Source organism: Pseudomonas sp. ICMP 8385, from assembly GCF_002699915.1.
GTDB classification, from domain to species: domain Bacteria; phylum Pseudomonadota; class Gammaproteobacteria; order Pseudomonadales; family Pseudomonadaceae; genus Aquipseudomonas; species Aquipseudomonas gessardii.
Window position 1 is genome coordinate 248,910 of the sequence record NZ_LKBY01000001.1, and the last position, 24,640, is coordinate 273,549.

A 24,640-nucleotide genomic window follows, 5' to 3' on the forward strand; every position below is an offset into this window, starting at 1 on the left:
AAGGTGAAGAAGGCTTCAAGCTGCAAGCGCTGGGGATCAGGACACTTGCAGCTTGAAACTTGCCGTTGCTGTTACCAACAAATACCTTCGGTACGGCCACTGACGCTGGTGGCCTGGGCCATAAAGCCCACCAGGTCGACCACTTGCTTGCCGTGCGGGGCTTGCTGGGCCAGGGCACGGAATTTCTCGTCGCGGTTGCCGAGGATGATCACGTCGCTATTGTTGATCACATCGTCGAAGTCCGAGTTGAGCAGGGACGACACGTGGGGGATCTTGCCTTCGATGTAGTCCTTGTTGGCCCCGTGGACACGGGCGTATTCGACGTTGCTGTCGTAGATGCTCAGGTCAAAGCCCTTGCCGATCAGCATTTCCGCCAGTTCCACCAGTGGGCTTTCGCGCAGGTCATCGGTGCCGGCCTTGAAGCTCAGGCCCAACAGGGCGACCTTGCGCTTGTCGTGGCTGGAGACGATGTCGAAGGCGTTCTGCACCTGGGACTCGTTGCTGCGCATCAGCGAGTTGAGCAGCGGCGCTTCCACATCCAGGGAGCTGGCGCGGTAGGTCAGGGCGCGCACGTCCTTGGGCAGGCACGAGCCGCCGAAGGCAAAGCCGGGGCGCATGTAGTACTGGGACAGGTTGAGGGTCTTGTCCTGGCAGACCACTTCCATCACTTCGCGACCATCGACGCCCACGGCCTTGGCGATGTTGCCGATTTCGTTGGCGAAGGTCACTTTGGTGGCGTGCCACACGTTGCAGGTGTACTTGATCATCTCGGCAACGGCGATGTCCTTGCGGATGATCGGTGCGTCGAGTTCTTCGTACAGCGATTGCAGGACGTCGCCCGAGGCTTTGTCCAGCTCGCCGATCACCGTCATCGGTGGCTGGTCGTAGTCGGCGATGGCGGTGGATTCGCGCAGGAACTCCGGGTTGACCGCGACACCGAAGTCGACCCCGGCTTTTTTGCCGGAGCAGTCTTCGAGGATCGGGATCACTACGTTGGCCACGGTGCCGGGCAACACCGTGCTGCGCACCACGATGGTGTGGCGGGTGGTCTTGTCACGCAGGACAAAACCGATCTCGCGGCATACCGCCTCGATGTAGTTGAGTTCCAGGTCGCCGTTCTTCTTGCTCGGCGTGCCGACACAGATCATCGACAGGTCGGTATCGCGGATGGCGTCGGCGAAGTCGGTGGTACCGCGCAACCGGCCGCTGGCAATGCCCTGGCTCAACAGTTCGCCCAGGCCGGGTTCAACGATGGGGGATTTGCCCGCGTTGATCAGGTCGATCTTATCCTTGGAAATGTCTACGCCGACCACTTCGTGGCCCCGTGCAGACAGGCAACCGGCACAGACTGCGCCCACGTAACCCAAACCAAATATGCTGATGCGCATCGCATTTACCTCTATCTTTATCACGCCATTAGATGGCCGGAGTTCATGTTTTCAAGCGTCACTCATGCACTAGGGAATGCGGTGAATAGACACAGCACTGCCACGTACAGGCATGTTAAAAGTCGAGTGACTAACTAATGCACTCAAGTTGTGCGCAACTTGGCCTTGTTGTTGGGGCTTGCCCTGAAATGCAGCCAGCCTTCGCAAAGAAGGGGGTGGCGGCAGTGCCGCAAGGTCTTGATATGGGCTTTAAGCCCTTATCTATCAATGCCTTGGGCTGGCTCAGCCTTGGCCTTGTAGGGGATGGTTATGCAACCTTATCGCCCGCCCTCAACTAAACAGTTGATAATCAGACCGAAGAGGCAAAGTTATATATGACAACTTTGCTACTTTCGTTGGTCACTGTGTAAGTCATATCGCACAAGAACAGAGATAATCGTTACCGGTGGTATGAGCGGCGCTGGGAGACATAGTTCCGGGCCGCTCATCCTGTTTCTAGGAATTTCTTGAGATATTGGCAAAGATGGCACTAGTACTATATTGATAGCACTTGCGGATTGGGCTAGTAGATATAGGGAGTTGGCGCGGGGATATAGTTTTATGCCACTACTGTTTGAAAAAAGTGGTGCCACTACGAAAAAAACTGACGAATGTCGAGTGAAAGAAACGTTAGTAATTCTGAAGAAATATTATTGGCGTCAAAGTAATGACGATTTCATTGGGGAAATGCAGATGAAGTGTGGGAGCTGGCTTGCCTGCGATAGCGGTCTGCCAGTTGCCAAATGTGTTGCTGACCCACCGCTATCGCAGGCAAGCCAGCTCCCACATTGGACTCGCGCTGTGCTGTCGACCTACTCCGGTGCGTGATCGCGCAAAAACACCAGCTTATCCGGCTTGGACTGCTCGGCACTGAAGCGATAACCCTGCACATCGAACTGCTTGAGCTTGGCCGGGTCGTTGATGCGCTCTTGGATGACAAAGCGGCTCATCATGCCGCGGGCCTTCTTGGCGTAGAAACTGATGATCTTGTACTGGCCGTTCTTCAGGTCCTTGAACTCGGTGTTGATGATCCGTGCGTTCAGGGCCGGGCGCTTGACCGCCGAGAAGTACTCGTTGGACGCCAGGTTCAGCAGCACATCATCGCCTTGCTCGGCCAGGGCCTCGTTGAGCCATTCGCTGATGCGCGTGCCCCAGAAGGCGTACAGGTCCTTGCCACGGGCATTGGCCAGCTTGGTGCCCATCTCCAGGCGGTACGGCATCATCAGGTCCAGCGGGCGCAGCAGGCCGTACAGGCCCGAGAGCATGCGCAGGTGGTTTTGGGCGTAGGTAAAGTCGGCGTCGCTGAAGGTCTGGGCATTGAGGCCGGTGTAGACATCGCCCTTGAAGGCCAGCAGCGCCTGCTTGGCATTGGCCGGGGTGAAGGCCGGGGTCCAGCTGCCGAAACGTGCGGCGTTGAGGCCGCCGATCTTGTCGGAAACATGCATCAGCTCGCTGATCTGCGCCGGGCTCAGCTCGCGCAGTTGCTCGATCAACACCTGGGAGTGGTCGAGGTATTGCGGCTGGGTTACGCGCTGGGTCGCAGGCGGGGTCTCGAAATCGAGGGTTTTGGCCGGGGAAATCACCGTCAGCATGAGTCGTCTCCTGTAATCGTCGGGGGATTCTAGGGGGTCGGGCGGTTTGACTCCACCTATCAAGCTAATAGCCACGCTTTTGTGTAGGCGCGAGCGTGCTCGCGAAAAACGCCAGGGCAGCGCGTGCTGCAGGATGCCAGTGTTATCGTTGACGTTCTTCGCGAGCAAGCTCGCTCCTACAGAGGGGACCCGTTGTGCGAATTGCGCTTTTTTTATGCGCCTGGCTGGTGTGCCTGGGCGCCCAGGCGGCCAGTGTGGATGTGGCGAGCCTGGACCGCGGCACCTGGCCGGAACAACTCAGCAGCCCGGCGCTGTTCGATGTGGCATCACGCGCCGAAATCCTTATGTTCGCCAATACCCTGCTGGCCAGTGAGGCCCTGGATGAACCTGCGCTGAAGCAGCGCCTGGGGCTGAAGATCATCAACCAGGGCGCCATTGACGACCTGCGCCGCCACCTCTGGCAACGGCTGCTGGAAAACTACACATTCGCCCAGCAAAGCTGCGAACAGGACGCCTCATTCTGCTACCTGGTGGACAACATGGACGACCTGCGCGAGCAGGCCGGCAAGTTCGAGGTGAGCGAGCAGTCCTTCTATATAGGCTGGGCCGGCCCCAGCCGCGTGTTTCACCAGCGCTATCTGGACGAGCTGTTGCGCAAGGCCGCGCTGTTCCCGCAGATCGGCAGCGAGGTGGCGCGTTATGGCGATTTCGAGCGCAATGGCGATGAGCTCAACGACCGCCTGTTTTTACTGACCTTCGATGGCGGCCCGGCACCGCTCAACGGCAACACCGACTGGCTGGCCGACTACCTGCGCAAGCAAAAAATGACGGCAATCTTCTTTGCCTTGGGCAACAGCCTGCAAACCCGTCTGGAAAAGACCTCGGCCGCCGATGTACAGGCGTTGTACCAGGGCCAGTGCGTGGGCATCCAGGGTTGGCAATACCGCTCCCACAGCCATTGGGTCGACTGGCAAAGCTCCATCACCCGCAGTGCCTCGCTGACCCAGAACCTGCTGCCGGAAAACTACGTGCCGCTGTTCCGCCCGCCCTATGGCCAGCGCCGGGCGGACAGCCAGGGCTTCTTCCAGGGCCAGGGCCTGCAGGTGGCGCTGTGGGATATCGACTCCCAGGATGAACCCGGCCTGCTCAAGGCCGACGAATCGGCCCAGCGCGTGCTGACGCTGATGTTGGTGTGGCGCAAAGGGGTGATTGTGTTCCACGACACCCAGGATAAGGCGCGGGTCGCATTGCCCTTATTGCTTCAGGCAACGGCACAAAGTGGGCTGGGTTGGCAGGACTGCCGCGAGGCGTTTCGCTGAAAAGCGCAAAGGCCCGGCCCTGTTGGGGATGAGGGGGTTTCGGGGTGATTTGCTGCGACATTTCGATGCAGGCGGACTTCCGACTTTAGCGGTGTGCGTGGCGGCCCGCCAGTGCTATTCGTCATCCTGAAAAATAAACTTCAAAAAAGCGTCAAAGTGCTTTTTCCTGTCATGGGTTTTGCGGTATTACGAAGGCAGATCGCCGAAACCTGCAACACAGGTGGCGTCTTCCCAGACTCCCTTTGTGGTGTATTCGGTGGTCGAATCGAGGCGCAGCACTGTTGTGGTATTGCGTCGACTGGCTCCCACAAAGGTGACCGAGTATGGATGATCATGGACGTAACCCTTCTTCCGACCAGCCAATCCTTTATGTGCTTGATACCAATGTATTGATCCACGATCCAAACGCGTTGCTCAATTTTGAAGAACACCACGTCGCCATCCCGATGATCGTGCTTGAGGAGCTCGACAAACTCAAAAGCGGGCACCACAGCGTGGCCGCCGAATGCCGCCAGGCGATCCGCCTGATCGACAAGACCCTGGGCGAAGCCTCGCCCGAGGATGTGGAAGTCGGCGTACCGATCCAGCGCGGCAAGAGCGGGCCCAAGGGCTTGCTGTCGATCCTGATGAGCAAGCGCAGCGAACCCAACAGCCTGCTGCCGGAAAACCTCAACGACAACAAGATCATCAACCAACTGATCGACCTGCACGCGCGCGACAAGGACCTGCGCCTGGTGCTGGTGACCAAAGACATCAATATGCGCCTCAAGGCACGAGCGTGTGGGATCGCTGCCGAGGACTACAGCACCGACCAACTGGTCGACGACGTGTCGATGCTGTCCCGTGGTTATCACATGATGACCGGCTCGTTCTGGGACCGCGTGAGCAAGGTCGAGACCCGCCAGGACCATGGCCGCACCTGGCACCAGGTGCAACTGATCGACAACCTGCCGGCCGTGCATATCAATGAATTCATCGTCGACGAACAGGGCTTTGTGGGCTGGATCAAAGAGATCCAGGTCGACAAGCTGCTGATCCTCGACCTGCATCAGGAGCCCCTGTTGCACCAGGAAGCCTGGGGCCTGAAACCGCGTGATATCTACCAGAGCCTGGCGCTGTACGCGCTGCTCGACCCGGACATCCACCTGGTCAACCTGACCGGCGCGGCGGGTTCGGGCAAGACCATCCTCGCCCTGGCGGCGGCCATCGAGCAGACCATGGTCACCAAGCGTTATCGGCGCATCATCGCCACCCGCAGCGTGCAGGGCCTGGACCAGGAAATCGGCTTTTTGCCCGGCACCGAAGCAGAAAAAATGGAGCCATGGCTGGGGGCGATCACCGACAACCTCGAAGCCTTGCACATGGATGACGAAAACACCCATGGCAGCGTCGACTACATCCTCAGCAAAGTGCCGTTGCAGTTCAAATCCCTCAACTACATCCGGGGGCGCAGCTTCCAGCAGAGCCTGATTCTGATCGATGAATGCCAGAACCTTACGCCGCACCAGATGAAAACCATCATCACCCGTGCCGGCGCCGGTTCCAAAGTGGTGTGCCTGGGCAACCTGGCGCAGATCGACACCCCTTACCTGTCCGCGACCAGCTCCGGGCTGACCTACCTGACAGAACGCTTCAAGGATTTCCCGAACGGCGTGCATATCGCCTTGCAGGGCGTCCCTCGCTCGATTCTGGCCGAATACGCCGAATCCCATCTATAACCGCCCAGTGTGGGAGCGGGCTTGTCGGGTCGCCGCATCGCCGCGATAGCGGTGGGTCAGTCGATGATAAGTTGACTGACGCGCCGCTATCGCGGGCAAGCCCGCTCCCACCTTTTGATCTGCGTTGGGTTTACAATCGGGGCTTCTGATCAGGAGTATCCCCGTGCTGACCCATCTCGATTCCCAGGGCCGTGCCCATATGGTCGACGTCACCGACAAAACCGTGACGTTTCGCGAAGCCGTGGCCGAAGCGCGGGTGCGCATGCTGCCCCAGACCCTGCAAATGATCGTCGACGGTGCCCACCCCAAGGGCGATGTGTTCGCCGTGGCGCGCATCGCCGGGATCCAGGCGGCGAAGAAGACCAGCGACCTGATCCCCCTGTGCCATCCGCTGATGTTGACGGGCGTCAAGGTTGAACTGGCCGCCGAAGGGGAAAATACCGTACACATCATCGCCCGTTGCAAACTGTCCGGGCAGACCGGCGTGGAAATGGAAGCGCTGACGGCCGCCAGCGTCGCCGCGCTGACGATCTACGACATGTGCAAGGCGGTGGATCGTGGCATGACCATCGAGCACATCCGCCTGCTGGAAAAGCTCGGCGGCAAAAGCGGGCATTTCAAGGCGGACCAGGCATGAGCATCCACGTACTGTTTTTTGCACGCTACAGCGAGGCCGTGGGCCTGGATTCCCTGGAGGTCGAAGGTGACTTCTCCACGGTCGATGCCGTGCGCCAGGCACTGGCCGCAGATCCAGGCTTCGAGGTGCTCAACGAAGCCAGCCTGATGTGCGCGCGCAACCAGGAACTGTGTGCCCTCGACGAGCCGTTGCAAGCCGGTGATGAAGTGGCCTTCTTCCCGCCCGTGACCGGAGGCTGACCATGGCCATTCGTGTGCAAGCCCAACCCTTTGACCCCGGCGCCGAAGTCAACGCCATGCACGCCGCCAACGTGGGCGTGGGCGCGGTGGTGAGCTTTGTCGGCTATGTACGCGATTTCAACGACGGCCTCGATGTGGCGGGAATGTTCCTCGAACACTACCCCGGCATGACCGAAAAGGCCCTGGCCAAGATCGCCACCGAAGCCGAACAGCGCTGGCCGCTGCTCAAGCTCGAAGTGCTGCACCGCATCGGCGCCCTGGAGCCCGGCGAACCCATCGTGTTCGTCGCCGCCGCCAGCGCCCATCGTCAGGCGGCGTTTGAGGCGTGTGCGTTTGTGATGGACTACCTCAAGACCCGGGCGCCGTTCTGGAAGAAGGAAAATACCAGTGAAGGGGCGCGGTGGGTGGAGGGGCGGGACAGTGATCATGCGGCGGCGGGTCGCTGGTAGTGGCGAGCAGCACACACTACTAGCTCTATTTGACCTATAAAACCTTTGGTTTAGGCCAAAAGGTTCTGCGTAACTGTCAATTCTGACAGTTGTTCGTCATTCTACTTTAATACTTAATTACACTCATGGGCATTGGGTTTTCCTTTAGAGATAACCAGGCTGTATTAAGTAGTTATGCCTCCAATTGTACTTCATCGAAGATGAAAGTTTCAGGGAGAAAAAAATGACTGAGGAAAATAAACTGTCCAGGCTTTCCCATTTCAGGGTTACATGCCCGGATGGCTCGAACTTTACGGATAATCTTTATGCCAACGGGCGCCATCAATGTGAGGTTGTTGTTGAAGTGATAAAAGAGTGCCCAAATAGAATTGGGGTATGGGAGCGTACTGAATTAACTGATGAAGAAGTTGAAAGTATCAGAGTTGTTTCGTTTTTTTCAGAAGATGGAGGATTTTTACCTAGTGGTTGGAGTTGTGATGAGAGAAAAAATATTTACAGTGAAGGGCTTTGGGAAGGTGATAAAAAAGTAGAACTGAAACCAACTGATTATAATCCGGGTCCCTTGGTTCAGAGGGTTTCTCGTTACTTGCGTTTCAGTTCGCAAGGCTCTATGGAGTCAGTCAGACTTGTAGCATGTATGGTTTTGAATGGTCAGGTTTATAAAACCAAGTCGTTGGCGGAAGATAGCGGTTTTGATTCGTCGGTTACCCTCCAGCCAGTGGTTCCATTTAGACTCTCTGTGAAAGATTTGGTTGAGTATAAACATGCAGCAGTTTCGGATACAGCGTTCTATGCGACGGTATATTATTGGACTCCTCCTGCTGGGGTGGTGTTCGTTGCGCAAGAAGGTCTTGATCGGCCGTTGGATATGGACTACGAGGGTGACCATTTTCAGACTGGTTACGCTTATGCAAAACAGGGCAATAACACTCCCCATAAGGGGGGTGTAGTTGTTAATAAGGGGAACTCTCCCGTTATGCGGTCGGATATATTCAAGCCTTACGGTGTTCCGGTTTACAATCATTATGTGCGGACTGATATGCGGCCGACAATCATGAGGGCAATAACGGCACGATCTCTTGCTTTGAAAGTTGATGTTACGCACGACTCGAATAGCACGTGGAGTTTAATAGATAATTTTGGAAACTTACATCAGTTTGTATTGGAGTCGGCCGGTTCTAACTATGAAGGCTTGCGTATAAAAGATAAGGGGCCAAACCTAAATTTGACCTATTTCAAGATAAAGCTTCCTAATAATCAAACTTGGACGGATGCTCTTTATAGCAACGGTCGTCATCAGTGCAAGGTCCAGGTCGAGGTGCTATTGGAGCGCGAGGGTGCAGGTCCTGTTCCACTGACTGCAGAGCAGCGTGCTAGTGTGACGATTACACGTTACTCAACAAATGTACACGAAGTATTGCCGCCTGGATGGTCTTGTGATGTTGAAAAAAACATGTTTGACACGGGACGCTGGGTGAGAGATGGCATCATGGAAGATGAGCAACGCAACATAGGCCCGGATGATAATGGTTCGGTACCTTTTTCAGAAGTAATTGATCGGTATATGCGTTTCGACTCGACCACTCCGATCGAAACTCAAAAATTCATGGCCAGAATTATAATAGATGGGGTTGTTTATACAACTAATCCGATATCTACTCCAGGTGGTAGTTCAATTGATGTTCTTCCGATTAGACCATATCGTCTAAGCGTGCGCGATTTGACGGTTTATCATGATTTTGATGCGCAGCATGATGCGGTTAGTGATGCAGATGTTTTTTATTATAATCCACCGGCAGGACTGAGGATTGTCTCCACGATGGGGCTTGACAACCCTTTGCAAGTCAATGATGAGGGTGATTACTTTCAAACGTCATTTTCGCAAAAAATCAACAGAGATGGATATCGGTATTGTAAGGCCGGTGTTGTCTTGCAAAAAGATGTGCCAGGCTTGAAGCTGCGGACTCATGATGTTCAGAGAAATGCAAACTTTCGTAATCCTTATATTGAATACAATGTTGTGTCTACTATTTTTCGTGTAGTGAAAATTTGGACAACAAATCCAATTGTTGAAGGTGATACAAAAAGTACATTGCGTGTCTGGGATAATTTTGGATGTGAGCATAGATTTTTTATAGAGAAGGCGGACAGTGGGCGTAGTTTAGAACTGAAAGATGCATGAGTGTACGTTTGAATTTAACTATTTTTGCTGGTTGTCTGTACAGTTAAGGAGTTAGAAATGAATGTCTATTCTAATGCTTTTAATTTTAGTTCGTATCTCAACGGTTCAGTTGATCCGCGCACGGGGCAGTATGGTGGGCAAATTCGCTTGGCCACTTTGTATCCTGAAGGCCCACAAGAGGTGAGTCGGGATATTATTCTGTCGTTTTCTATGCTTAATTCCATTAATAGCCCTTACGGTATCGGATGGCAGCTCAGTAATACTTCATTTGATTTGGTCAGCCTGAATTTTACCTTGCTCAAGGGCGGAAGATATCAAACCAGTGGTTTGCCTTCGGTTGGCGGCACGATGATATTCAAGGATTACAAGTTAAAAGATCTAGTCGTCAAACGGCCGGATACCAATACGCTGCATGTAATTTACAAAGATGGATCTGTAGAAGTTTTACGTCGCACAAGCAGTACTGTGCCGTACCGGATAGACGCTATATTGTTCGAGAATGGTGAGCGCTTGACTTTCCGGTACGGCACTACAGGTTTTTTGGAGCGGATCCTCAACCATAAGCAAGAAGATCTACTTATTCTGACCTACTCCACCGGGCGTTTGTCGTACGTAGATGCTCGGGTCGAAGGGGGGCGTTATGCCCGCATTCAATTTACACAGATCAATAATCTTTTGACGAGAGTGACGGCCCCCTATGATCGTAGTGAACCGCCCGGCGCTGCGGCTTATGCGTTTGAATACTGGCCGGAGTTTCGCAACGGCCTGGTCCCTCTTAAGCGAATTTATTCGCCGATGGGTGGGGAGGAACTGATTAGTTATGAGGAGAACGGGCACCAATATGCCAACAACCAATACATTCCACGGGTCGTCCGTTGGGTGCAGACACCAGGGGCCAGTCAGCCGGACATGATCCGGACCTATGCCTACAGTCAGGGCAAAAATTTTACCGGTTACCCGTTCTCCGGCGGTTTTCGCGAAGGCGAAGACAACCTGTACTTGGTAGGCAGCGCTTATGACTACTGGACCGAAGAGACCAGCCGCAGTGCTAATAATACGGTGCTGAGCGTCAGCCGCACCACCTATAACAAGTTTCACCTGTTGATCGAAGAACGGGTTACGCGCGAGGGGACGCGGACCCAAATGAACATCACGTACAACACGGTCCCCGGCCTGTTTCCCGTCCAGCCAGCCAATCTCCACCTTGCCAAAACCATCACCAAACGCTATGAGCTAGTGGCTGGTGGTACCCCGAGGGAAGAGATCCAGCAGATAGAAACTGACGACTACGGCAACGAACTCAGCCGCACCCAGCCTTCCGGTATCCGTACCGAATACAGCTATTACCCGATTGCCGGCGAAAGCGGCAAATGCCCGGCCGACCCCCATGGGTTGTTCCCGCGCTACCTCAAACAAGAGCGACTGGTGCCCACAGGAGGCACGCCTGCCGCGCGACTCACGGAATATACCCATACCCGCGTGCCGCAAACGGGCAGCAGTTATTTTGTGCTACAGCAATCGAGCAGCCAGGCTGGTGTGCTGGCCATGCAGCAGACCTACTACGAAACCCCTATCGAACTGGCTGGACGGTTGAAGAGCACCACCAGTACGGTTGGTGGGCAGGCGTTGACCAGTGATTTCAGCTATGTCATTCAGGGCGATAACCTTATCGAAACCCGGCGGTTGAAAGGGCGCGAAGAGCAAGGAAAGCAATGGCTTGAGGCCAAGCGCACGCTTTCGCTGGTCAATCGGCGCCTGTTGTCGATGACGCGAGATGGTGGCAGCACTCTGGACCTGGCATTTGACGTCAGTGGCCGGTTGATCATGGAAACGGCTGCCCCCGGCACGCCGCAGAAAGCCACGCGGCAATATGCCTACCATTTTGCGGAGCAGGGCAAGCGCGCCCATCTGATCACTACCGATGCGCAAGGTAACCAGGCCATTACCTACTACGATGGCGCTGGACGCCAGGTGTCCGAAGCACAGTGTCTGGGCCCCGATCAGGAGCGAGCCACCTGTACCTGGCGTTATGACGCGCTTGGGCAAACCGTGGAAGTGGTCAATATGGACTACGTGAGCGACGGGCAACGCTTATTGAAAAGCACCCATACCTACAGCCGCTGGGGCAATCCCAGCCGTGTCACCTACGGCGATGGTCGCGTCGAGATCAATGAATACGACCCGCTGCTCAATCTGACGGAGGAAGGCGTTGTAGGTGGGGAGCGGCTGATCACCTATTTCAATGCGCATAACCAGCCGATCAAGATAGAGCGCCTGGACGCCAACAACAATAAGGTTGAGCTGGAATCACGTACGTACGATGGTCTGGGCCGATGCCTGACGGCAGTGGATATCAATAAGACCGTCACCGAGTTTACCTACGACGCGTTTGACCGGCTGCTGACGACCCTTCAAAAACCGGTTGACGGTACCCCACAACGGCTGAGTAAAACGGACTATGCCCCTGGCACCGCTAGTGAGTCGGTCCGTGCTATCACGGTCGACAGCAAGCTGTTGGGGGCACGTACTTACGACAGCCTGGGCCGGATGACCAGCCAGGCGCGCGGGACGGGGCCGGCCACGACCTGGGAGTACGAGGCAGGATGGGCGGAACCGGTTGCCATGGTTTCCCCAAGTGGTGGTCGCCAGGTCATGACCTATGACAAACAACTCGATGTACCGACCCGAATTGAGATGACAGGGCTCCCGGTGAGCACCTATCGGCATGACCCGTTGGGCGGCGCATTGACGCGCTCGGAGACCAATGGCCTGGTTCATGAGTTTTTCCGGGATGCCAACGGCCACCCCATAAAGGACGTTCAAACTGCCAGCGGTACTTCGTTGACCACGCAGTATGGCTACTCCCCAGCAGGGCGCCTGCTGCATCAGACCTCAGCCGATGGCCTGCGCAGTGAGCTTGCCTACGACACCCACGGGCGGTTTTCCAGGATGACCACCGGCGCCATGGTTATCGAGCAGACTTACGACACCTTGGGCCGGCCGCAGAACTTGACCACTGCCTATGACAATACGCGGGTCATTACCAAGGTGTCCTACGACTCCCTGGGGCGGGAAGCCGAGCGTCGCTTTGAGCAAAACGGGGCACTGCTGCAGGTGATGACCAGTACCTATCTGGCCAACAGTATGCTGGCGACACGGGTGCTTACAGATGCGAGCTCACGGGTGGTGATCAGCGAGACCTTCACCTACGACGCCTACCTGCGGCTCAAGACCTACCGCTGTACCGGGCTTGAACATCCCAAGGATCATCTGGGCCGGGGCATTGTCGGGGAGGATTTCACCTTTGACAGCCTCAATAATATTACCCAGGTCATCACCACCTTTGCCGATAACTCCCAGGATACCTGCAAGCGCTATTTTACCGGCACCGACCCGACCCGGTTGACTCGCCTGACCCACACCCGCCCGGCGCAGGATTTCACCCTTACCTATGATGCGGCGGGCAATCTGCAGGCGAGCCCGGAAGGCCACGCCTATACATACAATGGCTTTGAGCAACTGACGGCGGTGCAGGCCGGCCCCTTCAAGTACAGCTACCAGTACGACGCCGAGGCGCGCCAGGCCCTGGCAGCCCGGGGCAATGAGCCGCCGGTGATGCTGGCGTACACTGGCGAGCGTCTTGAGCTACTGGTTGAAGGCAATAAAAAGATCCGCTTCGCCGACGGCGGGGATGAGGTGATGGCCCGCAGTGGGGGGGTGGACGGCCCGCAACTGCATATGAACGATGCCAGCGGCAGTGTGCGTGGCGTATCGGCGCCCGGGCAGCCCCATGTCCGCCGGCACTACACACCCTATGGCGATGCCCATATCCCCCTGGATGATGGCAAGGTCCGCAGTATGGCCGACCTGCAACTGCCGGCGTTCAAGGGGCAGCACTTGGATGTGGCGAGCAATCTGTACTTTCTTGGTAACGGTCTGCGGGCCTACAGTCCTTACCTGAGGATGTTCTTGCAGGCTGATCCGTTGAGCCCATTTGATGAGGGGGGGATCAACAGCTATGCCTACTGTGCCGGTAATCCGGTCAACCTGACGGACCCCAGTGGGATGTGGGCGAACTGGTTGAAGTGGGTGTTGACCGGGGCAGCATTGGTGCTGGCGGTGGTAGCCGTTGGGTTTGGGGGCGTCGCTCTTTCAGCAGCAGTAGGGGCATATACGACAAAGTCAATTGCTGCGGGGCTAGCCGCGACAGTAGCGACGGCGACAGCGGTGGCGGCACCAGCCGCTGCGGGAGCTTTGACGGCTACGGCAGTCTCTGTGGCTGCGACTGCGGCTGTAACTGCCGCTGCCGGCGCAGCGTGGGGCATCGCCTCCAAGACTGCGCTCACCGTCGGAGCGGGGCTCGGTGTTGTCGGCGGGACGTTGAGTGTCGCGGGGCTGGCTATTGCCGAGGTTGATAAAGCAATGGGCTGGGACCGTTCGCACATCATCAATCGTCTGGGGTGGGCATCCCTCGGGTTTTCAATTGCCTCGTTGGTAGTGAGTATTGGGGGGGCTTATACCTCGGCGCATATGGCCTACAACACTGCCGCCTCAAAGTTTACCGGTATCGGCAAACTGACTGACACGCCCCTTGGTAGTGCTCTATTCTCTGCGCGCCAGCGCATGTTGGGCTTGAGCTATAAGTTCAGCGACAAAGCGGGTGTTACACCACTCAGCATAATTTTTGGGGGGACGCGGACTATATTGAGGTTTACCAACTTTGGTCGGTCAATCGAAGCCAGAAGCAAATCATCAGCCACACCCCAACCTGAAGGAGGCGGTGGCCGCTCTGCTCCAGCCCAACCCCAATTGCAACCCACTGTCAGCCGAGTGGTTGATATGCCCAGCAGCAGCGTCGGCTACTACCAGTCATTCAGAGACGAAGCCTCGCGCATTCGCCAACCCATCCAGGGGGAATTGTATCGAGGGTAGCCTTGGCATATGCCGCATCAACCCAGGCGCCGGGGCGACAACATCGCCTCGGTCAAGCCCGCACCCACCAACGCCTCGGGTAACGCCAGCCCGCGCACCAGCGCCGCGCTGGCCTGACCCATGGCGGGTGAGGTCTGGATGCCGTAGCCACCCTGGGCCGCAACCCAGAACAAGCCCTCTACCTGGGGATCGAAGCCACACACCAGGTCGCCATCGCTGACAAAGCTGCGCAGCCCGGCCCAGGTGCGCGTAGGGCGGCGGATGGTCAGGGTGGTGGCCTGTTCGATGTGATAGATACCCGTGGCAATATCCAGCTCTTCGGGCTGTACATCGTGGGGCTCCACCGGGTCGGCATTGGCCGGTGAACCGAGGAACATACCGGCGTCGGGCTTCATATAGAACGAGCCGTCGAGGGCGGCCAGTTCCGGCCAGGCGTGGATATTCATATCGGCGGGCGGGGCGAAGATAAAGGCACTGCGGCGCTTGGGTTGCAGGCCGATTTTTTCTGCGCCGGCCAGTTGCGCGACGGCATCGGCCCAGGCTCCGGCGGCGTTGATAAGCACCGGGGCGCTGAAGCGTTGTTGCGCGGTGCGAACCTGCCATTGGCCCTGATCGTCACGGGTCAGTTTCTGCACCTCATGGTCGGTGTGGATTACCCCGCCATTGCGCCGAATGCCGCGCAAGTAGCCCTGGTACAGCGCGTCGGTATCGATATCGCAGACGGTCGGATCGTAGATCGCCCCGTGGACTTTTTCCGGGCGCAGGATTGGCAGCCTGTGCAGCGCCTCCTCGGCACTCAGCAACTGCGTCTCGGGCACCAGCGCCTTGGCGCTCAGGTATTGGCGCTGCAACTCGTCAGGGTCGCCCACCAGGTCCACCAGCAATTCGCCACGGGGCGTGAGCAAGGGGTGTTCGGTAAAGCCTGCGGGCGGGTGATCGAAGAAGTCGCGGCTGCCCAGGGTCAGGGCGCGCACTTGTGGCGTGCCATAGGCGGCGATATACAGGGCGGCGGAGCGGCCGGTGGAGTGATAACCGGGCATGGATTCACGCTCCAGCACGATGACGCGGGCGTGTCGGGACAGCCAGTAACCGGTGGAGGCCCCGGCAATGCCGCCGCCGATGATAAGGTAGTCGGCCTGGTTCATGGGCTCCTCCTTGAATGTGCAAGCGCTGAAAGCCAATGTGGGCTTGTGTGGGAGCGGGCTTGCCCTAATGCCGTTCAGTTAAGCGAACGCAATGCTCAAAGCAGCGAAGATCAAATGTGGGAGCGGGCTTGCTCGCGATGACGTCGGCCCAGCAAACATTGATGTTGACTGACCCACTGCTTTCGCGAGCAAGCTCGCTCCCACACAAGCCCCACACAAGCGGGCACCCACAGGTTTTACCGCATTCCAGCTTAAGGGCGTTTACGCTCTACGGGGCGCAGCAAGTGCGTCGGCGGCGTTTCACAGCTGATCTTGCGGCCCAGCAGGGTTTCGATCGACGGCAACTGGTACGAATCGTCTTCCCCGGCAAAGCTGATCGACACACCGGCAGCGCCCGCCCGGCCGGTACGGCCGATGCGGTGTACGTAATCGTCCGGCACTTCCGGCAGGGTGAAGTTGATCACGTGGCTGATACCGTCGATATGAATCCCGCGGCCTGCCACATCGGTGGCCACCAGCACGCGGATCTTGCCTTCGCGAAAGCCTTCCAGGGTCTTGATGCGCTTGTGCTGCGGCACATCGCCCGACAGTTGCGCGGCGTTGACGCCATCGCGTACCAGGCGTTCTTCAATGCGCCGCACTTCGTCCTTGCGGTTGGCAAACACCATGACCCGCTCCCAGCCATTGTCGTTGACCAGGTTGTAGAGCAGCTTGTATTTGTCGGCCCCGGCCACCGCATAGATATGCTGTTCGACGTTTTCGCTGGCGACGTTCAGCGCCTCGATCTCGACGATGGACGGGTCGGTGGTCCACTGCTTGGCAAGGTTCATCACGTCTTCGGTAAAGGTCGCGGAGAACAGCAGGGTCTGGCGTTCGTTTTTCGGTGGGGTCTGGCGAATGATCTGGCGCACTTGTGGGATAAAACCCATGTCGAGCATCCGGTCGGCTTCGTCCAGCACCATCACTTCAACCATGTCCAGGTGCACGTCGCCGCGCTGGTTGAAGTCCAGCAAACGGCCCGGCGTGGCGACCAGGATGTCGCAGTGCCGCGCTTCCAGGTGCTTGAGCTGTTTGTCGAAGTCCATGCCGCCCACAAACGTCATGACGTTGAGGCCGGTGTACTTGGTCAGGTCGGCGGCGTCCTTGGCGATCTGCACCACCAGTTCCCGGGTTGGGGCGATGATCAGGGCCCGTGGCTCGCCCATGTAGCGCTCTTTGGGCGGCGGGGTCTGCAACAGTTGGGTAATGATCGAGATCAGGAACGCAGCGGTCTTGCCGGTGCCGGTCTGGGCGCGGCCGATGGCGTCTTTGCCGGCCAGGGTAAAGCCCAGGACCTGGGCCTGGATCGGCGTGCAGTACGGAAAGCCCAGGTCCTGGATGGCGTGCATCAGTTCCGGGGCCAGCTTGAAGTCGTGAAAGCGGGTCTTGCCCTCTTGGGGCTCGACCACGAAGTCTTCCAGTTTCCACGGCTTTACCACAGGTTTTGGCGCGCGTTCGCGGCGCGGTTTTTCCACGCGCGGTGGTTCTTCTGCGGGCTGGGCGGCTGGAGCCGGGGAGGCAGGCGTTGCGGGCGACGGTTTTGGCGAGGCAACAGGCGTGGTTCGGCCAGGCTGTTTACCGTCATTGCGGCTGCCGGAAGCGTGGACAGGGGCGCTGGGAACAGGGGCGAGTGGTTCAGCCTCGCTTTTACCGAACATCTTCTTGAGTGCTTTGAGCACGGTCATCTCATCAATTGGTTAAGGAATGTACGCCGGCCAGTGTAATGCAAGAATCGGGCGCGGCGTAGTGCGTTGGACATGCGGCTACACAATGGCTGGTTTTCCGCCCAGGCGGCCGCTCAACCAAGCGCCGATGTCGCGGATCTCTTCGGGCAACACTTCGTGACCCATTGGGTATTCCTGCCATGCCACGGTGACACCGCGCTGCTTTAAATACTCATAGGCGCTACGGCCCATGGCGTTCTGCACCACTTCATCGTACTGGCCATGCAGGCACAGGGCCGGAATGCGCTGCTGGCTGGCGGACAGTTCCAGTTCATCGCTGAACGTTGGCGCATAGGTGGAGAGGGCAAGCACGCCACCCAGGGCGCCCTGCCATTTCACAAACGCGGCGTGCAGGACCACGGCGCCCCCCTGGGAAAAGCCGGCGAGGAAAATGCGCGAGGCGTCTATTCCGTTGGCTTTTTGTTGCTCGATCAAATCAGTGACCCGTTTTGCTGATTCATCCAGCTGTTCGCGGCTGATGGCCCGTGCCGGGGTCATGGCCAATATGTCGTACCAGCTTGGCATCTCGTAGCCGCCATTGATGCTCACCGCACGGGTCGGCGCCTGGGGTAATACAAAGCGGGTGGACAGCAAGGTTTCCTGCAGGGCTTCGGCCACGGGCAAGAAGTCGTAGCGATCGGCACCCAGGCCATGCAACCAGATTACGCAGGCATCTGCGGGCTTGGCGGGCTGAAGAATCAAGGGGTCGCTCATGTTTGCTCCATAAATGTGCGTGCACGCCGAGGGAAGGCTTCGGGGGCGGTGTGTGCAAGGTGGCTCAGTTGACAAGATGTCGCAAGGCTGACTGTCTTGCTATGTCGGTCGATGTCAGAACTATCTGGGCGGTAACACTATCAGTGAGCACCGCCTGTGGGATAGCCGCTGGAATACCCTCGTGCGTTGCTTCTGTAGGCAACTCCGAATAGGCTGTACGAAAATTCATCCTATGATTGGACGAAAGTACCAAGCCCATGCCAGACATCGCCCCACTGATCAAACGCTCCCTGGTTGACCAGGCCCTGGACCAACTGCGCCAACGCATCGCCCAGGGCAAATGGGCGATTGGCGAACGCCTGCCCACCGAGCCGGAGTTGTCTGCCGAGCTGGGCATCAGCCGCAATACCGTGCGCGAGGCCATGCGGGTGCTGGCGTTTTCCGGGTTGATCGAGATCCGCCAGGGCGACGGCAGCTACCTGCGTTCGATGACCGATCCGCTGGGGGTGATGAACGCTATGTCCCAGTGCACCCTGGAGCAGGCGCAGGAGACGCGGCAGATTCTCGAAGTCGAGGCCATTGGCCTGGCGGCCTTGCGCCGCACCCCTGAGGATCTGCAGCGCCTGCACCAAGCGTTGCAGGCCAGCGGCGAGCACTACCATGGCGACCTGGAGCACTACATCCAGTGCGACCTGGTGTTCCACAAACGCCTGGTGGACGCCGCCCACAATCCGGCCTTGAGCGAGCTGTACCAATACTTTTCCAGCATCGTCGGCGCCCAGTTACGCCTGGCCCTGAATCTCAAGCCACGCCGCCAGGCGGTATTCGACCTGCATGTCGCACTGCTCGCTGCCGTGGAACAGCAGGACCCGCAGCGCGCCAAAGCCCTGTGCCGGCAGTTGATCAATGAACCTTGAACCTGAGAACAGCATGCCCCGCCCTGAAAACGCCCTTGAAGAATTGCTGATCGACGCCGAGGCCGATGACGAGGTGGTCCAGCACAGCCCCCCCGTGGTGCATCGCCCGTGGTTGTTGCTGCTGGGCCTGGTCCTGGTGGCGTTGAACCTGCGCCCGGCGCTGGCGAGCATGGCGCCGCTGCTCGGCGACGTGTCCGCCAGCCTGGGGTTGTCGGCGGCCCGGGCCGGCCTGCTGACCACCTTGCCGGTGCTGTGCCTGGGCCTGTTTGCGCCCATGGCACCGATCCTGGCCCGGCGTTTTGGCGCTGAACGGGTGGTGCTGGGCATCCTGCTGACCCTGGCGGCCGGGATCATGCTGCGCAGCTTGCTGGGTGAGGTCGGCCTGTTCGCCGGCAGCCTGCTGGCCGGGGCCAGTATCGGCATTATCGGGGTGTTGTTGCCGGGTATCGTCAAGCGTGACTTTGCCAAACAGGCCGGGACCATGACCGGCGTCTACACCATGGCCCTGTGCCTGGGGGCGGCGTTGGCGGCGGGCGCCACTGTGCCGTTGAGTCACTCCTTTGCCCACAGCTGGAACATCGGCCTGGGCTTCTGGATGTTGCCGGCGCTGGTGGCGGCGCTGTGCTGGTTGCCGCAAGTCGGGCAGCGGCACGGTGCGCACCAGGTCGCTTATCGGGTCAAGGGGCTGCTGCGTGATCCGCTGGCCTGGCAGGTGACCCTGTACATGGGCCTGCAATCGTCCCTGGCCTACATTGTGTTCGGCTGGTTGCCGTCGATCCTTATCGGCCGTGGCCTGAGTGCCACGCAAGCCGGGCTGGTCCTGTCCGGCTCGATCATCGTGCAGTTGGCCAGTTCCCTGGCCGCCCCCTGGTTGGCCACCCGTGGCAAGGACCAGCGCCTGGCCATTGTGGTGGTGATGCTGTTGACCCTCGGCGGCCTGTTCGGGTGCCTGTATGCACCGCTGGACGGTTTGTGGGGCTGGGCGATCCTGCTGGGCCTGGGGCAGGGCGGTACGTTCAGCCTGGCGCTGACCCTGATCGTGCTGCGCTCGCGCGACGCCCACGTGGCCGCCAACCTGTCGGGCATGGCCCAGGGCATCGGCTACACCCTGGCGTCCCTCGGCCCGCTTGCGGTCGGCCTGGTGCATGACTGGACCGGAGGCTGGACGGCCATCGGCTGGATTTTCGCGCTGCTTGGCCTCGGGGCAATCGTCGCCGGGCTGGGCGCGGGGCGTGCGCGGTATGTGCAGGTCACCAGCGAAAAACTCTAGAGATACAGCACCTCCAGGGTCGCCGAGCCGTCGAGCAGGGTGTCGCTGCTCAGGTCCAGGTTCTGCCGGGCATTGATCACCGCCTCGACCTTGACCGTGCTGATCAACTCCTGGATCGCCGACGGCCCGGCAACGCTGCCTTGGGTGTCGGTGAACCCCAGGTAACTGTTGGCGCCGATATCAATGGGGTTGAGGTTGGCCGTGCGCCAGGCCGTGCCGCCGGTGGTGGATTCGGTGCCATAGACCGTGGCCGTGCTGTCCACCAGGGTGTGGCGGGGGTCGAAAGTCATGGAGTAGAGGCCCAGGCGATTGCCGCTGTTGTCCAGCCCCAGCCCGTAGTAGATCTCACTGTTGACCGTGGCCGTGCCATCGCGATTGTCGCGCATGCGCAGGGCGAAGCGGCTGGGGGCATTGCAGTCGATACTGACTTGCAGCTGCTTGACCGGCAGGCGCGTGCCACGGTCAAGGTTGAGGTCCTGTTGGGAAATCTTGCCGTAGTCGATCAGCCCGCCACTGGACAGCAGCGGGGTGCAGGCCGTGGGGGTGATCTTGCCCCTGACGCTCAGGTCCACGGTCGAGGCCGCCAGTGCCGGCAGGGCCGAGCACAGCAGCAGGGCAGAAAAAGCCAGGCAGTACTTATTCATAAGACGGGTTCCTGAGGTCAGAGGTAGATGATTTCGAGGGTGCCGGAACCATTGATCTGCACTACATTGCGCAGGTCCAGGGACTGGGTGGGGGCCAGGTAGGCCTTGATGCGCACGGTGCCGGCCAGGTGCTGGATGGCAATCGGGCCCTGGGTGTTGCCGAGGCTGTTGGTGAAGCCCATCAGGCTGTTGGCGGCGATGGGGATCTGCCGGGCACTGGAGCTGCTCCACGCCCGGCCGTTGCTGGTGGAGTCGGTGCGATAAAGCGTGCCGAAACTGTCGGCGCTGAAGTCCGCCGGGTCGAGGTTCAGGTAGTAGCGCCCGATCTTGTTGCGGCTGGCGTCCAGGTCCAGGCCGTAGGCGGTTTCATCGGTGCCGCCGGTGGCCGAGCCGAAACGGTTGTCATGCATCAGCAAGGCAAAGTGCGCGGGTGCATCGCAGCTCACGGAGAACTGCAAGGTGCGGGTGGGCAGTGGCGTTTCGTGGGTGGCGCTCAGGTCCTTGGCCAGCAAGGTGCCGTAGTCCACCAGGCCGCCGTTGGACAACTGCGGCGTGCAGGCGGCGGGGGCGAAGTGCGCGCGCAGGGTCAGTTCCCGGTAGCGGCCGCTCTGGCGTGCGTCGAATAACCCGGATACTTCCCAGGTGGTTGCCTCGCGCACATGGGTGGCGGCCACGTCGGCCCAGGCACTGAGGCTCAGTTGCAGGGAAAGCTGGCGGCCCTGTACCACGCTGCCACCTTGCACCGGCGCGACGCCATGGCCTGGACGCCAACTCAATGTCGTACCGATGCTGGCGGGTGGCTGGCCGGCGCCGGGCAACAACCCCAGCTCCACGGCCTGGCCATCCAGCACGCCATCGCTGACGTGCAGGGCATAGCTGCCGTGCTCGGTAAATTGCAGGCGATGCGCGTTCGCCGCCAGGGCACTGTAGAACACGCTCATGTCCGCCGGGTGCGGGCAATTGAGGTTCAGGCTCAAGCGGCGCTCGCCAAGCAGGCGCTGGGGGGCGCTGTCGTTTTGTGCAAGGCGGCTCATCAGGCCGAAGTCCAGCAACGACTCACTGATATTCAACTGGCACTCGTCATTGGCCAGGGCGTTGCCGGCAAGGCCGAGGCTAAGCAATCCAGCGATCAGGCACCGCAGGGCGCGCAGAAGGGGCATGGTGATTTTCCTCATAAGGGGTTGCAGCGCGCGGGCGTGGTTTCGAAATACACCTGGGGATCGCCCTTGGCCGGCAGCTCGAACTGCAGCCGGCAGCGGGTCAGGCCTGGCGCGCTGACCCACAACCCGGACTGCTCCAGCACATTGGGCAGAAACACCTGGCCGCCGTCCTGCACCAGGGTCACGAACTCGCCGTCGGCGGTGCTGACGGAGGCGCCACGGGGCAGCAGTGCGCCTTGTTCGGTACGTGCGGTGAGCAAGACCCGGCGCGTCAACGTCACTCCGAACTCGACCCGATCCACCGCCCCGCGTCCGGCCGAGATCATCGCCAGGCCGTTGTTGATATCGGCATTGCGCGGCAGCGAACGGGTCTGCACTTCCACCGGGCTGCGGCCATAGGCACTCACCTGGGGCACCACGGCCTGGCCTTGCCAGTCGGTCCACACCGGGCCGCTGGGGGTGCTCAGCTTGATGCCGCCCATATCACCCACCGAGACCAGGGCAAAAGTGTCGCGCACCGGGTAGGGCGAGAAGGTGACACCGTCGCCATGCACCACCACCCCACCCCGGGCGCTGCCCTGATAGCTCGAGCGCTCGGCATCGGAGCGGCTATAGCTGACATCGAGTTGGCTGTAGCGTGGCAGGGCCGATAGGCCGAGGGTGGTCTCTACTTGTTGGTCGCGGGTGTCATGTTCGGCATTCACGCGATAGCTCAGTTGATCGTCGAGCTGTTCGTTCAGCCCCAGCCCCGTGCGATGTTCCCCGCCCGAGTTGCGTACCCAGGCGCGCATGCGCCGGCTCTCACCCAGGGGCAGGCTGACATTCAGGTACACCGCGTTGTCCTGTTGCTGGCGCCCGCCCATTTGCCACTCGGCGCTGGCCGACAACGACACGCCTGCGACGCTGGTGCCCCAGGACGCCAGGCCGCGGCTGCTGCTGTCGCCATCAAAGCTGCTGGAGCGCGACACCCCGGCGCTGAACGCCCCCAGCCATGGGTGGGACCAGCCCACCGTAGCGCTTTGTTGCTCGCGATAGCGGGAGCGCCGTTGCTGGGTGGTCTCGGGTTCGTAGGTGGCTTCTTCCAGCTCCCGATAGCCTGGGGTGCGCCAGGAGTTGGCCACGCTGAACGACCATTGCTCATTCAGGCGCTGGGACCATGACAGGTCGGTCTGCACCCCACGCACCTTGTCCCGTGCCTGGGTGTCGGCGACCTGGGTGGCCAGTTGCACCTGGCTATCGAGCCACGGCAGCCAACCCAGGCTCACCCCTGCCGCCCGGTATTCACTGGACGCCAGCACACCGCTGCCCAGGGACAGTTGCGGGTGCACGGCACCGGTCCAACCGGCGCTGACCACCCACGGATCGTCGCCCTGGGCATCGCCGATATTGCGCACGCGGCCCGCCGCCACCGAGTACCCCGGCGCCGCCAGCCCCAGGCCAAGCATGGCGGCGGGAACGGTGAAACGGCGCTCGCCGCCGCTGCTTTCCTTGACCGTGACTTCGACGTCCGAGCGTGAGCTCAGGCGCCGCACATCCGTCAGGGAGAACGGCCCGGCCGGCACCACGGTGGAATGAATCAACGCACCGTTCTGCCGCACCTCGACCTGGGCCGGGCTGTTGGCGATACCGTCGATGGTAGCGCCCTGGCCTTGTTCTTGAAGGGCCTGTTCGGTCAGGACCTGCACCCCGGTGATCTGCGCGCCGGACAACACCGGGTTATAGAGGTTGATCTGCCCGGCCTGCAGCACCGCCTGATGCCGGGCAAAGGTGCGTTGGGCGTAGGCTTCCAGATGGGTGCTGCGCGACAGGCCATCCTGCCAGGTCTGTACCTGGCGGCTGCGCACGATCCAGTCACCGGCGTTGAACCCCACCTCGGTGTTGGCCGAACCGAACCGGCTGTTATCGTCGCCGAAGCGGTTGTAGAAACCGGTGAGGTCGTAATTGAGCAGGCCGGCAACCCCACCGGTCTCGTAGCCCGAGATGTCCTGTGGCAACGGGCGTAACGCCTCGGTCGGCACCACCAGCGACACGGTGAGGCTGGCCGGGTCCGGCTCCACCAGGCTTTGTGGGTATTGCGCGAGAAAGTCATGGCAGGGGCCGCTGTCATCGGGCCTCACCAGGTTGGCGGCGTCCAGTAATGCCTGGTCAAAACACAGGTGGCCTTGTGGGTCGAACCCCACCTCCAGCCGCCCCCGGCGTTGACCATTGACCCGCAGGCTCACCGCGTGCCGTCCGGCGGCATAGCGCGGGGCGTCCAGCAGCAAGCTGGCCAACTGCGGGTCGATGCCACGCTGCTGCAGGGTGGTGGCGTCGAAGCCGGGCCGCTCTTCGGCCCAGGTCTTGGCCGGCAGCAGGGCGCACGCCAGCAGTATCGCGAGCAAGGCGCAGCGGGTGGGTGTATCGGGTACGGCTTCGCCGTCACGGTCATTCAATACTGTTTTCACGCAAGGCACTCGAATGATGGGCATCTGTGGTGAGGGGGCTCGTCCCCTCACCACAGGTCAGTGTCTGGCCGGGGACTTCGTGTGGTTT

The 24,640-nt window shown here is 59.7% G+C and carries 17 protein-coding genes; 9 read left to right on the top strand and 8 right to left on the bottom strand.

The window, feature by feature from the left end:
• Positions 1 to 71: 71 nt before the first annotated feature.
• Entirely contained in the window at positions 72 to 1,388 is a 1,317-nt protein-coding gene (locus tag AO268_RS01195; RefSeq protein WP_099167667.1) for a nucleotide sugar dehydrogenase, read from the bottom strand.
• 851 nt (positions 1,389 to 2,239) lie between these two features.
• Positions 2,240 to 3,019: a peroxide stress protein YaaA gene (gene yaaA, locus AO268_RS01200; protein WP_099167668.1), complete on the bottom strand. Its 780-nt coding sequence runs from the start codon at positions 3,017 to 3,019 to the stop codon at positions 2,240 to 2,242.
• 194 nt (positions 3,020 to 3,213) lie between these two features.
• Between yaaA and AO268_RS01205 the strand changes: the two genes are divergently transcribed.
• The 7 genes from AO268_RS01205 (at position 3,214) to AO268_RS01235 (ending at position 14,495) form a co-directional block, all read left to right on the top strand.
• Positions 3,214 to 4,338, top strand: a complete 1,125-nt coding sequence (locus AO268_RS01205) for a polysaccharide deacetylase family protein (RefSeq protein ID WP_099167669.1) — start codon at positions 3,214 to 3,216, stop codon at positions 4,336 to 4,338.
• Positions 4,339 to 4,661: 323 nt separating this feature from the next.
• Positions 4,662 to 6,056, top strand: a complete 1,395-nt coding sequence (locus AO268_RS01210; RefSeq protein ID WP_076962333.1) for a PhoH family protein — start codon at positions 4,662 to 4,664, stop codon at positions 6,054 to 6,056.
• Positions 6,057 to 6,219: 163 nt separating this feature from the next.
• Complete coding sequence (gene moaC, locus AO268_RS01215) at positions 6,220 to 6,693, top strand: cyclic pyranopterin monophosphate synthase MoaC (protein ID WP_076962334.1); 474 nt, start codon at positions 6,220 to 6,222, stop codon at positions 6,691 to 6,693.
• On the top strand, positions 6,690 to 6,932 hold the full coding sequence (gene moaD, locus AO268_RS01220) for a molybdopterin converting factor subunit 1 (protein ID WP_076962335.1): 243 nt from the start codon (positions 6,690 to 6,692) through the stop codon (positions 6,930 to 6,932). Before moaC ends, moaD begins: the two co-directional genes overlap by 4 nt.
• A gap of 2 nt (positions 6,933 to 6,934) precedes the next feature.
• Entirely contained in the window at positions 6,935 to 7,381 is a 447-nt protein-coding gene (gene moaE / locus AO268_RS01225; protein ID WP_076962336.1) for a molybdopterin synthase catalytic subunit MoaE, read from the top strand.
• A gap of 223 nt (positions 7,382 to 7,604) precedes the next feature.
• The gene (locus AO268_RS32295) at positions 7,605 to 9,563 is read left to right on the top strand and encodes a hypothetical protein (RefSeq protein ID WP_141562763.1); all 1,959 of its coding nucleotides are present in this window, start codon (positions 7,605 to 7,607) and stop codon (positions 9,561 to 9,563) included.
• 57 nt (positions 9,564 to 9,620) lie between these two features.
• Positions 9,621 to 14,495 carry an RHS repeat domain-containing protein gene (locus tag AO268_RS01235; RefSeq protein ID WP_083743050.1) on the top strand — a complete coding sequence of 1,625 codons (4,875 nt, stop codon included), beginning with the start codon at positions 9,621 to 9,623 and terminating at the stop codon, positions 14,493 to 14,495.
• A 17-nt stretch (positions 14,496 to 14,512) separates the two neighbouring features.
• Here AO268_RS01235 and AO268_RS01240 read toward each other — a convergent pair whose 3' ends face one another.
• From AO268_RS01240 to AO268_RS01250, 3 genes are all read right to left on the bottom strand, one after another.
• Positions 14,513 to 15,640, bottom strand: coding sequence for an NAD(P)/FAD-dependent oxidoreductase (locus AO268_RS01240; protein WP_099167670.1), 1,128 nt, complete (start codon positions 15,638 to 15,640; stop codon positions 14,513 to 14,515).
• 251 nt (positions 15,641 to 15,891) lie between these two features.
• Positions 15,892 to 17,364 carry an ATP-dependent RNA helicase RhlB gene (gene rhlB / locus AO268_RS01245; RefSeq protein WP_099167671.1) on the bottom strand — a complete coding sequence of 491 codons (1,473 nt, stop codon included), beginning with the start codon at positions 17,362 to 17,364 and terminating at the stop codon, positions 15,892 to 15,894.
• Positions 17,365 to 17,442: 78 nt separating this feature from the next.
• Positions 17,443 to 18,117, bottom strand: coding sequence for an alpha/beta hydrolase (locus AO268_RS01250; RefSeq protein ID WP_099167672.1), 675 nt, complete (start codon positions 18,115 to 18,117; stop codon positions 17,443 to 17,445).
• A gap of 257 nt (positions 18,118 to 18,374) precedes the next feature.
• Here AO268_RS01250 and AO268_RS01255 point away from each other — a divergent pair, with 257 nt between their 5' ends.
• A complete protein-coding gene (locus AO268_RS01255; protein ID WP_076962342.1) occupies positions 18,375 to 19,034 on the top strand; it encodes a FadR/GntR family transcriptional regulator in 660 nt (219 codons plus the stop codon).
• Positions 19,024 to 20,304: a CynX/NimT family MFS transporter gene (locus AO268_RS01260; RefSeq protein ID WP_099167673.1), complete on the top strand. Its 1,281-nt coding sequence runs from the start codon at positions 19,024 to 19,026 to the stop codon at positions 20,302 to 20,304. The genes AO268_RS01255 and AO268_RS01260 overlap by 11 nt, the downstream gene beginning before the upstream one ends.
• Here AO268_RS01260 and AO268_RS01265 read toward each other — a convergent pair.
• Genes AO268_RS01265 through AO268_RS01275 form a run of 3 tightly spaced genes read right to left on the bottom strand, consistent with a single transcriptional unit; the run spans position 20,301 to position 24,540 of the window.
• A complete protein-coding gene (locus AO268_RS01265) occupies positions 20,301 to 20,948 on the bottom strand; it encodes a DUF1120 domain-containing protein (protein ID WP_076962344.1) in 648 nt (215 codons plus the stop codon). The genes AO268_RS01260 and AO268_RS01265 overlap by 4 nt on opposite strands.
• A gap of 17 nt (positions 20,949 to 20,965) precedes the next feature.
• On the bottom strand, positions 20,966 to 22,108 hold the full coding sequence (locus AO268_RS01270; RefSeq protein ID WP_076962345.1) for a DUF1120 domain-containing protein: 1,143 nt from the start codon (positions 22,106 to 22,108) through the stop codon (positions 20,966 to 20,968).
• A gap of 11 nt (positions 22,109 to 22,119) precedes the next feature.
• Positions 22,120 to 24,540: a fimbria/pilus outer membrane usher protein gene (locus AO268_RS01275; protein ID WP_099167674.1), complete on the bottom strand. Its 2,421-nt coding sequence runs from the start codon at positions 24,538 to 24,540 to the stop codon at positions 22,120 to 22,122.
• Positions 24,541 to 24,640 lie beyond the last annotated feature (100 nt).